Consider the following 14,068-nt stretch of genomic DNA (forward strand, 5'->3'; position numbering starts at 1 on the left):
GACAGAGAACCTGAGTCGCCACTCATCGCGGACGCGTGCGCGTCGCATGCGCGTCGTCGTCGGCGACACGTCTTTCCAGCCACTGCGCGTAGGCGGCAACGGCATCCGGCGCCCAGATCGCGGGGTCGGCCGTCGCGACGAACCGCCCTCCGTGCTCGATGTCGGCGAGCCTCGCCGCGACGCCGGGGACGTCGACGACGCGCACACCGAATGCGTCGCCGATGACGTTTTGCGCGAATGCGCTGTCGCGCGCGATCACCGTGCAGCCGAATGCGCGTGCTTCGAACAGCACCGTGCTCGCCTCCCCGATGACCACGGCAGCATGCTTCAGGGACTCGTAAACGTCGGGTTCGACGTCCACGGCGATGCCGGGAGTCGACGCGATCCGCGGGTACCGTCGTGCTGTCTCCGCGCGCTCGCCCGGATGCGGACGGAACGCGATCGCCCAGTCACCGCCCACTGCGGCGTGCAGATCGGCGACGAACCCATCTGTCGCGCTCGGATCGGTGCGTGAGGAGATGACGAGTATCCGTCTCGGGCGCTCGGCCTCGGCCAACGCCGCCTGACGCTCGAGATGAGGCTTGCCGATGGTTGTGACTCGACCGGGGTGACGGATCGAATCCGTCCAGTAGTCCCCGAACGTCAGCACCTCGTCCGGGAGGGCGCGTCGAAGCGATGGCTCCTGGAATGCTCGCCCGTAGTTGTAGGCGGCATGCGAGGGACCAATCCAGCCGTGCTGCGGTTCGACGACGTACGCGCCTGCGTCCTTCATCGCACCGACCGTCTCGCCGTGATACGAATACGATCCGTTGTCGAACACGACAAGGCGTGGGCGCATCCTGTCCAGCATCCGACGCAGTTCGTCCATCTCGAACGGACGAAGACGTTCCGTCCGCAGCGCGCGCGTGCCGATGTCGTCGAAGGCGTCGGCCTCGACTCCGAGCCTCGACGCGTACTCACGGAGCAGTCGTCGCACACCGTCTGCGAATCCGGTGGGCAGCATCGCGCCGCGCTCGCGCCACCTGGCCCGGGCTGTCGCGGGCTCCATGCTCAGCGTCGGTCGGAACAGCGGCGCTCCGGCGGGCGCAGGGAGCGGCTTCTTCTGCACGACGACCGCGCCGGGTGTCACGAAGGCGAAGTCGTCCACGAGCCAGTTACGCGCACGATCACCTGCGACGGTGAGCGTCGTACCGGAGACGTAGAAGCATACGTCGTGTGCGCGGCCGTGGCGCACGGCATCCCATCGGCTGGGGAGGTGGCCGCGGACGACGCGCCTGAACTCGCCCCAACGCGTCCACGTGGATTCCGACGCGACGGACACGCTCCCCGTCTGCCGTTCGCCGAGCGCCCAGGCGATCTGGACGCGCACGTGCGCCCAGAACGGAACAGTGGCCCCTGGAAGCACCTCGAAGAGCGAGTCAGGCGACTCCTCCTCCAGTTCGAGGATGGCGCGCACGGCATCCGAGGTGCGTCCATCGAGATCGGCGTGATCGGTCACAGGTCGACCCGCTGGTCCATCAGCCATTCGACGATGCGGAAATCGAACTCGCTGTCGACGTCGATGGATCGCTCCGCCGGCATCTCGTACAGGATCGTTGACGGAAGGAACACCACTTGATCCTCCAGCAGCGACTCCCGGCGCCAGACGTAGATCGAGCCGTTCATATCGAAGCAACGAGGCGCATCCTGTCGGCGCAGAACCGCATCGTCGGGCTTCTTGCTCACCGCGACAGTGCCGTCCGGCTGCTCTTCGACAAGGTTGAAATACGGATTCCGGCGTGCTTCCGACCCTGTGATCAGGGACTCTGGACGGACCTCTTCGAACATCGACACGGCAGTGCGGATGTCGTCGACGGTGCGAAGCGGGCTGGTCGCGTCGAGATCGACACACACGTCGTATCGGGCACCGGTGCGATCTTCCGTGCTGCGCACGGCGTGGGCGATGGCCGGGACCTTGCCCGCGGTGTCCGTCGCCATCTCGGGCGGGCGGCGGATGACCCCGGTGGCACCGAACGTGGGGGCTAGAGCCAGGATCTCGTCCGAGTCGCTGGAGACCACGACCTCGTCGAACAGTCCGGTGGCGACGGCCTGCGCCACCGAGTGGCCGAACAGCGGTCTGCCTGCCACGATACGGAGGTTCTTCCCCGGCACGCCTTTCGATCCTGCTCTCACCGTTATCGTGCAGATCCTCATCGTCCGCTCCGTTCCCACGCCTGTCGAGCGCGCTCAAGATCCTCTGGGCGCCCCACGTCGATCCACTCCTCGTGGATCTCGAAGGCTCCGACGGACCGACCTTCGTCCATGAGCCGGGCGAGCACCGTCGGCATGTCGCAGTACTCGTCGGCCGCGAGCGACTCCAGCACTCTCGGGTCCAGCACATAGATGCCGGCGCTGACGAGCTCGCTGTGATAGGGCTTCTCCGCGAGCGCGGTTACCCGGTCGCCTTCGCGTCGAATCACCCCGAACGGGATCTCGAACCCGTACTCGCGCGCGCCGATGGTGGCCGTGTGTCCGGCAGCCGTGTGGGATGCGAGCATGCGACGAAGATCGACCTGGGTGAGCAGGTCGGAGTTCATCACCACGAAGGGCTCATCGACGGCACCACGGAGCTGCGCCAGAGCGCCGGCGGTCCCCAGTGGCGCTGGTTCATGCAGATACGTGATCTCGAGGCCGTGCTCTGCACCGTCTCCGAGATGCTCCTCGATGAGATGACCCAGGTGATTCACCGAGACATGCACCCGACGGAAGCCCTGATCGTACAGTCGGCTGAGGATGATATCGATCATCGGCACGTCGCCCAGCGGCACCAGCGGTTTGGGGATGTCCTTCGTGATCGGATAGAGCCTCTGTCCCCGACCGCCGGCCATCAGCACGACCGGCGTGGGCAGAGGCGTCGCGATGCGGTCGCCCTCCGCCACCACATCGACCATTCGCCCGGCGTCGTCGACGACCGCGACCACTCGGATGCCGCGGCGCGACTTGAGCTCGTCGACGACTTCCTGGCTCGCGGTCGGAGCAACGGTGGCCGGAGTCCGATTCATCACTGCCTCAACACGGTCCTCCAACCCGGAGCCCGAGAGCAGTCCTCGACGCACGTCGCCGTCGCTGACGGCACCGACCAGCCGACCCTCGACGTCCTCGACGAACACGACTTGAAGGCGGCTGCGGTCCAGGTGTATCAATGTCGTCCTGATCGTCGTGTCCGGCGCAACGATCAGGTCCGTCCTGTCGATCATGCATGCACTTCCTTGTTCGGGCGGGGCCGCGCGGGCACGCCGACCACTGTGACGCCCGGAGCCACGTCCGAGATCACGACCGCTCCCGCACCGACGACACTCCCCGACCCTATCGTGAGCCCTTGTAGCACACGGGAGCCGAGCCCGATGTGGGCGCCGCCGCCGATACGGACCTCCCCGCCCAGTACAGCCCCCGGCGAGACGTGCGCATGCGCCTCCACGATGCAGTCGTGCTCGACGATCGCTCCGCTGTTGACGATGGCGTCCACGTCGATCGTCGCCCCGGCGCTCACGATGGCGCCGGCGAGCACCTGCGCCGACGGATCGATGCTGGCTTCAGGATCGACGATCGCGCGGGGATGAATCACGCCGACGACGGTGAACCCGCGCGCGATTGTGTGATCGTGCAACCGGCGGCGGGCTGCTGTGGAGGCGATTGAGCCTAGTCCGTTCACGATGCGGACGTCCGCCGGATCCAGACCGTCGAGGACGTCATCGTCGCCCAGGTAGGGCAGCGACCAGTCCGGCGACGGCTCGGGGGCGAGGTATCCGCGCACACTCTCCCCCGCGGCGAGAAGCGCAGCGAGCACGGATCGCGCATGTCCCCCGCCGCCGAGAAGGATGAGGTCAGGCATCGATCAGATCACCCCTGCGGTACGCCCGACTGGCGCTAGTGCCGACGACCTCCCAGAAATCGAACGATGTCCGGCCCGATGCAGGTCGGAAGCAGGCGACGTCATCCTCGACGATCGTCGCGCCGGCGGCGATGGTGCGCGTGGCGACGAGGCTGCGGCGCACGACCGCGCGATTCCCCTCCTCCACCGGCTGACAGTGCTTCTCGCGCGAACCGAGCATCACCGGCACGCGTCGCAGGTCTGCGACATACGCGTGCAGCCCGTCCGGGTCGAGCGACGCAGCGTGGTCTGGGCCGTCTGCGTTCACGTCGAAGGTGAAGTGCTTCTCAACGACAGTGGCGCCCAGGCCGACCGCGATGACAGAGGCCAGCGATCCCAGCGAGTGATCCGAATAGCCGACCCTGTGTCCGAACGTCTCGGCGATTGTCTGCATCGCGCGAAGGTTGAGATGCTCGTCAGCCGCCGGATACTCGGTGGTGCAGTGCAGGATCGTCACGTGCTGCGAGAAGTCGACGAACTGGTCTCGTTGCGCCCAGGCACGGGCGAGTTTGTCCTCGTGCAGGCGTGTGCCGACCGGCAGTACGCCATGTGCCTGCGCCACCCCGGCTGCAAGGAATCGCAGCGCCCGCTGGATTTCGGGAATCTCGGCCATCCCGGTTGAGAGGATGATCGGAAGCCCCGTACGACCGGCGGCGACCAGTAGCGGGGCGAACGTCAGGTCACCCGAGGCGATCTTGACGATCGGGATGCCGAGTTCGCCGACGAGGAAGTCGAGCCCCGCCTCGTCAAAGGCCGTCGACAGGAACTGGATGCCGCGTGAGTCACAGTGGTCACGCAGGGAGCGGAACTCTTCGTGCGTCAGTTCGAGCTGTCGCAGCAGATCATGCTGCGTGCGACCGTCTTCGTCGGACAGTCGCTGGTAGTCGGCAAGCGCGGCGCTCTCCAGCGCAAGTGCATCAGCCGAGAACGTCTGGAACTTCACGGCGTCAGCGCCGGCGGACGCGGCGAGATCGACGAGTTCCTTGGCCGTCTCGAGCGAACCGTTGTGGTTCACTCCTGCTTCTGCGATGACGAAAACCTGGTCAGTCATGGGCGGGTTCTCCCTGAAGGTCGTGGAAGGACTTGCGTGGCGGGCGCGGAATGGTCGCGTCACGCAGGGTAGCGGCGGTGCGTTCAGCGAAGCCGGAGCCCCCGAAGATGCTGGTCTCGACCGTGGTCGAGGTTCGCTCGATCGCCGCGCGCACGGCGGCCGCGATCGAGTGGCGATCCGGCCGGGGGACAGCGACGGACTCCGCGATCGGGCGACCCTTCTGTCGGTCCCCGATGAGCACGGATGGAACGCCGAGGACCGGAGCCTCGAGCACGGTGCTCGACGAGTTGCCCGCGACGACGGCGACGGAGGACATCGCGCTGAGGTACCCGAGCTGACCAAAGGACTCGACGAAGTCGACTCTGTCGGGATGCTCGGTGACGAAGGCCGCGATGCGGGCTCGCACGTCCGCCGTGCCGATGTCCGAGTTCGACCCCGTGATGACCATGTGCAGCCCGTTCACGGCGAGGAGGCCATGGAGAAGCTCATCGACGAGAACCTCGGGCTCTGCGGCATCCATCACGGCAGGATGGAAGGTGACCAGAGCCGTCGGTTCAGGCAGGCGGATGCCGAATCGACGCTCGACCTCACCCTTGGACAGCAATTCAAGAGCATCCAGCGCGTCGACGATCGGGGCGCCATGGGCGTACACGCGGTCCGGCGCTTCCCCGAGCTGGATAACGCGGCGGCGATGATCCTCTGTGGACGCGAAATGCAGGTATGACATCTTCGTCAGCGAGTGCCGCAGCGCGTCATCCATCGCGCCTTCGGTGACCTCGCCGCCGTGGATGTGCGCGACGGGCACGGAGAGGATCGTCGCCGCGGTCGCTGCGGCGAAAGCTTCGAGCCTGTCACCGAGAACTACCAGCACATCGGGAGCGATCTCGGCGAGCGCGTGTGCATAGCGGGGTATCGCAGCACCCACATCTGCGGCAACGGCCAGCCGGTCGTCGCAGCCGGTCCAGATCGGAACGGCTGCGGCGACGGCGAATCCGTCAGCCTCGATCTCGCTGCTCGTCCGTCCGAACTCGTCAACGAGATGGGTGCCGGTGGCGATCAGCCGCAGCGCGAGCTCCGGGTCGTCTTCGATGGCACGAAGAAGGCCCCGCAGCAATCCGTAGTCCGCCCGCGTCCCGGTCAGAACCGCGATCGTCCTCATGCGGCCGCCAGCGACGGCGTGCTGGGGATGCAGATCGTACTGGCATGCAACGCCTCGGCGACTGGAGTCTCTGCACGGGGAAGATCGCGGTACGGCGCTTGCCTGTGGAGCAGATTCCAGAACGGTCGGCACTGCAGCCCGGCGTCGTTGGTCGCCTCCAGCACCGCGTCACGCTCGCGCAAGCCGCCATCGACGCGCAGCGCGCAGAGCCAGTAGTTGCTGGTTGTTCCGGTCGGTTCGGCGAGGAAGTGCAGTCCAGGCATGTCGGCGAACGCCGACCGGTACCGGCCGGCGAGCATGCGCTTGGCCGAGAGAAACTCGGGTAGCCGCTCGAGTTGGGCCACGCCCAGTGCGGCGTTCAGATTCGGCATTCGGTAGTTGTAGGCGACCTCGTCGTGTTCGAACTCCCAGCGATGTGGAAGCTTCGCCGTCGTGGTCACGTGTTTGGCGCGTCGGGCGAGTTCGTCGTCCGCGGTGAGAATCATGCCGCCGCCGCCCGTTGTGAGGATCTTGTTCCCGTTGAAACTGAGAATGCCCAGGCGGCCGAAGATTCCGGTGTGCATGTCAGCGACCCGGCTGCCGAGGGACTCAGCGGCGTCCTCGACGACGGGCACGCCGTACTCGTCCCCGAGCGCCACCAGCTCGACGATCCGCATCGGATGGCCGAGGGTGTGCATCGGAACGATCGCGGCGATCCGCCGCCCCGTGCTTCCGTCGACCAGGCCGTCAGGCCCGGAGCTTGCGGCACGCAGTACACGCGCGACAGCTTCGACGGACATCCCGAGCGTCTCCTCGTCACTGTCGACGAAGAACGGCACGGCCCCGGCATGGGAGACGGCGTTGGCTGTCGCGACGAATGAGAGTGTCGGGACGATCACCGCGTCGCCAGGACGCACACCGGCGAGTTCGAGAGCCACCTGGAGCGCGGAAGTTCCGTTGGAGACGGCGATCGCGTGCGCCGCGCCGGTGTACGAGGCGATGCCGTCCTCGAAATCTGTGACGAATGTGCCGACGCTGGAGACGAAAGTCGAGTCCAGACACTCGAGCACCCTGGCCTTCTCACGCTCGGTGATACTCGGGATGTGGAGTCCGACGAACGAGTCGTCGCCGACGACACTGCGGATGGCGCCGACGACCTCTGCCGCGACGCTCATACGACGTACGCGTCGGTCCGATAGCGGGCGAGGTTGTCCGGGTCGGTGAACCACTGCGCGGTCTCGCGCAGCCCCTCGCGGAAGCCGTCGTCGCCGCTGAAGCGGGGAGCCCAGCCGAGGATCTCCCTCGCCTTGGTGTTGTCGGAGAAGAGTCGCTCGACCTCGGAGTTGGCCGGGCGCAGTCGCGCGGGGTCTTCGGTGGCGACCGCGTCGATTCCCATGGCTTCGGCGATGAGCTCGAAAGTGCGCCCGATCGAGACCTCGAAGCCGACGCCGAGGTTGATGACCTCGCCAACTCCCGCGGTGCTCGTGAGTGCAGTAGTGAAGCCCGCCACAGTGTCAGGCACGTAGGTGAAGTCGCGCGTCGGTGTCAGCGCGCCGAGCTGGATCTCACGCTTACCCGCCGCGAGCTGGCTGATGATCGTAGGAATCACGGCACGCGCCGATTGCCGGGGCCCGAACGTGTTGAACGGGCGGATCGTCACCGTCGGCAGGCCGAAGGACGCGTGATATGAGTTGACCATCTGGTCGGCGGCGATCTTGGAGGCCGAGTACGGCGACTGCCCCTGGAGCGGGTGCCCCTCGTCCATGGGGACGTAGCGAGCCGTGCCGTAGACCTCGCTCGTCGAAGTGTGGATGAAACGGCTCACGTCCGCCGCCCGCGCCGCATTGAGGAGGTTCAGGGTGCCCTGGATGTTCGTCTGGACGTAGAGGTCGGGAGCAGCGTACGAGTACGGGATCGCTATCAGCGCGGCGAGGTGCAGGACGGCGTCGCGGTCGCGAACAGCCGACATCATCAGCGCGGGATCGCGGATGTCTCCAGGGAGGAACTCGATCTGAGAGGCCACGTCGGGAGAGATCCCGTCAAGCCATCCACGCGAGTCGAACGAGTTGTACAGCACGAGTGCCCGGACGTCGTGTCCATCCCTGACGAGCTGCTCCGCGAGGTGCGATCCGATGAAACCGTCAGCGCCTGTGAGCAGTACCTTCATACTCCCAGTCTAGCCATCGCAGCCGCTCACCCTCACTTGAAGGTGGTGACCGCCGGCTTGCCAGGAGAGTACGAGATCGTGCCGCCTGTGAACGTCTGCGAGCACGTTGTCCCGGAGCAGGTCTCGGCTCCCGTCGGCCATCCGAGCTTGCCCCGCAGCCATCCGGCCGCGCTGTACGCCTTCATCACGGTCGACGACGATGCGAACGTTCCTGCGGCCGATGAATGCACCCAACCGCCCTGGAACGACTGGGCGACGCCATTGCCGTTGCGGTCGGTCACGACCTGCTCGGCCTTCACCGGCCAGCCCAGGTCGCCACGCACCCAGCCCGCCGCGCTGTACCCTGCCATGATCTTGCTGGAGGACGCGTACGTGCCTGCGTTCGACGAGTGGATCCAGCCACCCTCGAACTCCTGAGCGACACCATTGCCCTTCGGATCGGTCACAGTCTGCTCAGCCTTCACCGGCCACCCCAGCGAACCACGAAGCCAGCCCGCAGCGCTGTAGCCGGTCATGATTCTGAGGCTCGACGAGAACGTTCCTCGATCCGAGGCATGCAGCCATCCTGCCGCGTACTTGCGAGCGAGCCCGTTTCCGTTCGGGTCCTTCACGACCTGGACGCCAGCAGCCGCAGCACCGATACCGGTCGCCTGCGGGGATCGGAGCGTTGCAAACGCCTGGGCAGCGATGCCATGCAACGCGACAGCGGGTTTGCCGGGCGAGTAGGCGATCGTGCCCCCTTCGAACGGCTGAGAGCACAGCGTTCCAGAGCAGGTCTCGATCCCCGTGGGCCAGCCGAGCGTGCCACGCAACCACCCAGCGGAGCTGTACGCGGTCATGACGCTCGTCGAGGAGACGAACGTTCCCTTATCCGAGGAGTGCACCCATCCGTTCGCGAACTTCTGAGCCAGCCCGCTGCCGTTCGGATCCGCGATCACCTGGAGCGGTGCCTGTGCGGCACCGAGCGACTTCGTCACGTTCACCTGTTGGGTGGCGGCCGTCTTCATCGCTGCGGGTGTGACGCCGATCTTCGTGACGGCGCCCTGGCCCTTGACGTATCCGATCACACCCTTGGTGAAGGCCTGGGCACACGCCTGCCCGGTGCACGCCTCGTCGCTCGTCGGCCAGCCGAGCTGTCCGCGCACCCAGCCGGCAGCGCTATAAGCCTTCATCATCTCGGTCGACGAACTGAACGTGCCTGCGGTTGAAGAGTGCACCCAGCCGCCTTGGAACTCCTGCGCGACACCGTTCCCATTCGGATCGCTAACGATCTGCTCCGCCTTGATCGGCCAGCCGAGGAAACCGCGAAGCCACCCGGCGCGGCTGTAGCCGGTCATGATGCCCGTCGATGACCAGAACGCTCCTGAAGAGGAGGCATGCATCCACCCGTTCTGATACTTCTGAGCGAGCCCCCCGCCGTTCGGGTCACCCACCACCTGCAGTTCGCCGACCATCGCTCCGACAGTGCTCAGCCCGGGGGATGCCGCATACAACGACCGCTCTGTGAGGCCGAGAGTCGTCGTCGCTGGTTTTCCGCTCGCGTAGGAGATGATCCCACCGTCGAACAATTGCGTGCAGGAGCCGTTGGCGCAGGCCGTCTGCGAGAGCGGCCATCCGAGGCTTCCACGCAACCAGCCGGCCGCGCTGTAAGCCGTCATGATCGGCGTCAGTGAGGAGAACGTCCCCGCCGCGGATGAGTGGATCCAACCTCCCGCGAACTTCTGCGCGAACCCGTTGCCGTTCGGGTCCGTTACGGCCTGCACTACCGCAGCGGGCTTCCCCAGCGCGCCCGAAGCGCCGCCCATGCGCTTCCACTCGGTGGCGATGGCTCCGGTGGGTGTGATCGCCGGGGTCTGCGTCGACCCGAACCAGTCGGTGAAGTAGTTGTAGAAGTTTCGGTTGCCATAGCTCGAGCAGCCGTCGCCCGTCCCGTAACCCGCCTTCAGCGCTGCCGCGTTGGGCTGGTACGGCGTGTAGTAGTAAAGGGCCTCTGTCGCCTTGTTCGCGATATACACGGGCGCCGTACCGCAGGAGGCATTCGGGTGGTAGAGCACCGGCCAGGTCCTGCCGGCCTTGTACCACTGGAAGTACTTGCCCTCCATGTAGATCTGCATCTGGCGCGCAGCGCCGTACACCTGCGCGAAGAAGCCGGCGAATGCCGTGTCGCAGGGTGCCGTATCCGGGCACGCCTGGCCCATCGCCTTGTTGTATCGCCAGTTGCTCGGCCACACGTGGTTCACGAGACCCTGCTCCTTCTGGAGCATGACGATCAGCACCTGCGGATTGATGTTGCAGGCGCGAGCCACCTTGTAGAGAATCCGCGCCGCTGGCTCACTCGAAGCGCCTGCGTACGCCGAGCAGTACATGTCGGCCGCCTTCGACTGCGTCGGTACTTTCAAGTCCTTGAGGCAGACGAACGGCAGACCGTCCTCGTCCTTGCCGACGACGCACTTCGCGACTTTCCCGTTCAGGAACGACTGGATCTGCGCCTCGGTCATCGTGCCCGAGTTCGTGAACATCGCATCGCTGATGATGTTGCCGGGATTGAACCCGGCAAGCGACGTCTTGACCATGCCCGTCTGCGCCACATCGCCCGTCGACCGCGCGAGGCTCGTCGACGCGGACATCGCTGCAGACGCCGTCGCCGACTCAAGCGGCGCGACCGTGCCGATGACGACGGCGATGGCGGCGACGAATACGGTCAGGAACCGAGTACGGTGACGCACGGATCCGGAGCGTTGGGCACGACGAGACATGTGACTAGTGTGACTGAAGTTGCGAGATGATGCCACTGGGATTCATAGATCCGCATAAGAAACCGGCGTGTCGCACGAACTGTCAGCCAGCGTGCAGGCTCCGAACCCGCACAAAATGCGTCAAAGATCGGCGTGCAGCGCCCACACGCGCTCCGCCGAACTCGCCCACGAGAACGCCTTCGCTCTGTCGCTTGCGAGCACCCTGAGCCGCCGCTCCCCCGCAGCCACGGCATCCACCACCGCATCCGCGATCTCGTCGGAAGACACGAGCATCCCGCCTTCAGCGATCGCGTCGCGATGCCCACCGCTGGCAGCAGCGACGATCGGAACTCCCAGGGTCAGAGCCTCCATCGCCCGCCATGGCCACGCGGACCGTTCGCTGGTCGCCACCAGAGCGGAAGCCGCTCCGAGCACCGCGGCCCGGTCCTCGAGCGACAGCGTGCCGCGGATGTGCGCGCGTCGCTCCGGCAGGCCGGCGGCCGAGGCTGCGTCGGCGAGCCGCGGCTCTGCTCCCTCAGCGACATCCAGCACGACCGCATCGATGTCGGCTGCGGCCGCGGCCCGGAAGCCGGACTGCAGCTCGCCGGCAGTCCCGGTCAGCACCACATAGCGCGACGGCAGAGACAGTTCACCCCTGCGCGCACCGGCATCGACCGGAACAGCGAAACCGGTGGGCGGGGCGCCGGCGATCACCCGCACCCGATCGCCGAGCTTCGCGAGCTCTCCGATCCGCTCCGCCATCGCGTGCGAAGGCACGACCACGGCATCGGCATGCTTCGCCGCTCGCCGCAGCATCCCGCGCTGCCAGGCCACCGCGGACTTGGACAGCGTCTGCGGCGCCTCCCACGCATTCAGATCCCACACGGTGATCGCCGTCTGATCGTGATCATGCACTCGGTCGTGCTTGGCGAGCGGTGCCATCAAGGACGGCGCGTGGATCAGTCCTCCACCGACGCCGGAGACCAGACCGAGTTGCCAGGACGCCGCGAGTTCGCGTCGGCGGAGGCCCAACGCGTGCACGGAGGCGACGCCGTCGATCTCAGCCGCCGAGCCGGAGGGGACGATGACCTCCACTGTGCAGTCCTTCGGTGCGGTCTCGACGAGCCCGACGACGAGATCGCGTGCCGCGCCGGCCTGATCGACGTCGACGACGCTCGCGATCTGGTCGAGGACGACGCGCAGCTCAGCACTCATGTGCACAGCGTAATCGCGCAGACGAGCGGTTACACGGATCGCCTCACCCTTCGACGCCCCAGGGACCGGGCTGAACCCGAATCGCGAACATCGGCAGCACGCCGCGACGTGCTTGAATGCAGTCATGAGCGACGGGCGACTGCCGACACGACGGCGTTGGGCCGGGTGGACCATCGCCGTGGTCGCCGTGGTCATCGTGTTCGCGGTCAGCTGGGTGGTCGTCCGCGGCTTCGGCGCGTTCAGCGAGCTCCAGAACCTCCGCCATTCCGCGGCCCAGCTGCGCAGCGCGATCGACGAACGCGCCTACGAACGCGCCGAGCGGATCGCACCCCGCATCGCGGACCATGCCGCCCTCGCCCACGACCTCACCTCCGACCCGATCTGGCGAGGCTTCGAGTTCATCCCCTGGCTGGGCCAGAACCTCACCGCCGTCCGCGAGGTCGCCGAGATCGCCGACGACGTCGCGGACGACGCCGTCGCGCCGATCGTCGCCCTCGCCCCCGACGTCGACCTGGCGACGCTGGGGTTCGCCGGGAGCCGGATCGACCTGACCACACTGCCGACCATCGCCGAGCCCCTCGCAGACGCCGCCTCGGCACTGGCAGGCGCGAACGCTCGGGCGCGCCTCATCGACGCCGAGGTCTCTCTTCCCCCGATCGCGGATGCGGTGCGCGAGGCCAAAGCTCTCCTCCGCGACGCGGCATCCAACGTGGGGGCGCTGCACGATGCGTCCCTGCTGCTGCCGGGCATGCTCGGTGGCTCCGAACCGCGCACCTACCTCATCGCGGTGCAGAACAACGCCGAGCTGCGCTCGCAGGGCGGTGCGATCGCAGCCCTCGTCCTGGTCAGCGCCGATGATGGAGCGATCTCCATCGACCGCGCCATGACCGGACACGATCTTCCCTCGTTGAAGGATCCCGCCCCGACGGATGATGCGGTGGTCGCACTGTTCGGCGACGCCCCTGGTCGCGTGGCGCGCGATCTGACGAGCATCCCGGAGTTCTCCCTGGCCGGGGAGCACCTGGCTCAGCGATGGCAGGACGCGTTCGGCGGCAAGGTCGACGGTGTCGTGGCGGTCGATATCGAGACCATGCGCAGGATCCTCGCGGCCACAGGCGGCGTGACCTTCGATGGATTCAGCGCGACCGACCGGTCACTCGTCTCCATCCTCACCGCCGAGGTGCCGGCGACTGCGGCCGATCCCAGAGCACAGGATGCTGCATTCGCGCATGCCGCGACTGCCGTCCTCACAGCCGCGCTGTCCTCTCAGGAGCCGGCCGCCGTGCTCGCAGCTCTCAGCGGAGCCGCGACCGACGACCGCATTCGTGTCTGGAGCGCCCGCCCCGAGGAGCAAGAACTGCTCGCCGCATCCAGTCTCGCCGGCGCACCGCCGACCGACGGCGAGAGCGCGTCCGACATCGGGGTGCTGTTCAACGACCGGACCGGAGCGCCTCTCGGCGCGTACGCCGACGCGACGATCAGCACGGCCATCGGCACGTGCGAAGGCGCACCCACGACTCAGGTGCGCGTGACGTGGACGAGCGAGGTCCCTGAAGGCATCGCGGCCGCAGCGCCAGCACCGGCTGACGGCGCCCCGGGTGACATCCGAACGCTCATCGCCGTCTACGGGCCGGACGGATCGACTGTTCGCGGCGGGGCGACGACGGCGATGCTGGGCGCCCGCCCTGTCGTCCAGCAGGATGTGACGGTATCCCCCGGCGAATCGACGACCGTCACCGCCACCTTCACCGGCGGTGGCGCAGGCGAACGAGTCGCACGCGTCCACCACACACCGCTCCTCGCGTCACCGGACGTCGTCCGGGCGGACGTCGACTGCGGCTGAATCGCCGCC

General features: G+C 67.0%; 11 protein-coding genes. 1 reads left to right on the forward strand and 10 read right to left on the reverse strand.

Annotation, left to right across the window (positions count from 1 at the left end; translation table 11 throughout):
• Positions 1–22 precede the first annotated feature (22 nt).
• The 10 genes from KHB019_RS04230 to KHB019_RS04275 form a co-directional block, all read right to left on the reverse strand.
• On the reverse strand, positions 23–1,498 hold the full coding sequence (locus KHB019_RS04230) for a hypothetical protein (RefSeq protein ID WP_230102179.1): 1,476 nt from the start codon (positions 1,496–1,498) through the stop codon (positions 23–25).
• Complete coding sequence (locus KHB019_RS04235; protein ID WP_290368243.1) at positions 1,495–2,193, reverse strand: acylneuraminate cytidylyltransferase family protein; 699 nt, start codon at positions 2,191–2,193, stop codon at positions 1,495–1,497. The genes KHB019_RS04230 and KHB019_RS04235 overlap by 4 nt, the downstream gene beginning before the upstream one ends.
• Positions 2,190–3,236, reverse strand: a complete 1,047-nt coding sequence (locus KHB019_RS04240; RefSeq protein WP_230102177.1) for a nucleotidyltransferase family protein — start codon at positions 3,234–3,236, stop codon at positions 2,190–2,192. The genes KHB019_RS04235 and KHB019_RS04240 overlap by 4 nt, the downstream gene beginning before the upstream one ends.
• A complete protein-coding gene (locus KHB019_RS04245) occupies positions 3,233–3,871 on the reverse strand; it encodes a NeuD/PglB/VioB family sugar acetyltransferase (protein WP_230102176.1) in 639 nt (212 codons plus the stop codon). The genes KHB019_RS04240 and KHB019_RS04245 overlap by 4 nt, the downstream gene beginning before the upstream one ends.
• Positions 3,864–4,961: an N-acetylneuraminate synthase family protein gene (locus KHB019_RS04250; protein ID WP_325471339.1), complete on the reverse strand. Its 1,098-nt coding sequence runs from the start codon at positions 4,959–4,961 to the stop codon at positions 3,864–3,866. Before KHB019_RS04250 ends, KHB019_RS04245 begins: the two co-directional genes overlap by 8 nt.
• On the reverse strand, positions 4,954–6,120 hold the full coding sequence (gene neuC / locus KHB019_RS04255) for a UDP-N-acetylglucosamine 2-epimerase (RefSeq protein ID WP_230102174.1): 1,167 nt from the start codon (positions 6,118–6,120) through the stop codon (positions 4,954–4,956). The genes KHB019_RS04250 and neuC overlap by 8 nt, the downstream gene beginning before the upstream one ends.
• Positions 6,117–7,274, reverse strand: a complete 1,158-nt coding sequence (locus KHB019_RS04260) for a LegC family aminotransferase (protein ID WP_230102173.1) — start codon at positions 7,272–7,274, stop codon at positions 6,117–6,119. The genes neuC and KHB019_RS04260 overlap by 4 nt, the downstream gene beginning before the upstream one ends.
• On the reverse strand, positions 7,271–8,266 hold the full coding sequence (locus tag KHB019_RS04265) for a GDP-mannose 4,6-dehydratase (RefSeq protein ID WP_230102172.1): 996 nt from the start codon (positions 8,264–8,266) through the stop codon (positions 7,271–7,273). Before KHB019_RS04265 ends, KHB019_RS04260 begins: the two co-directional genes overlap by 4 nt.
• Positions 8,267–8,298: 32 nt before the next feature.
• Positions 8,299–10,992 carry an LGFP repeat-containing protein gene (locus tag KHB019_RS04270; protein WP_337458139.1) on the reverse strand — a complete coding sequence of 898 codons (2,694 nt, stop codon included), beginning with the start codon at positions 10,990–10,992 and terminating at the stop codon, positions 8,299–8,301.
• 150 nt (positions 10,993–11,142) lie between these two features.
• Positions 11,143–12,216 (reverse strand): glycosyltransferase, encoded by a 1,074-nt coding sequence (locus KHB019_RS04275; protein WP_337458140.1) that lies wholly within the window; start codon positions 12,214–12,216, stop codon positions 11,143–11,145.
• 124 nt (positions 12,217–12,340) lie between these two features.
• On the opposite strand from KHB019_RS04275, the gene KHB019_RS04280 reads away from it, so the two are divergent.
• Entirely contained in the window at positions 12,341–14,059 is a 1,719-nt protein-coding gene (locus KHB019_RS04280) for a DUF4012 domain-containing protein (protein ID WP_230102169.1), read from the forward strand.
• The last annotated feature ends 9 nt before the right edge of the window (positions 14,060–14,068 follow it).

It is taken from the genome of Microbacterium sp. KHB019 (assembly GCF_037285405.1).
GTDB lineage: Bacteria > Actinomycetota > Actinomycetes > Actinomycetales > Microbacteriaceae > Microbacterium.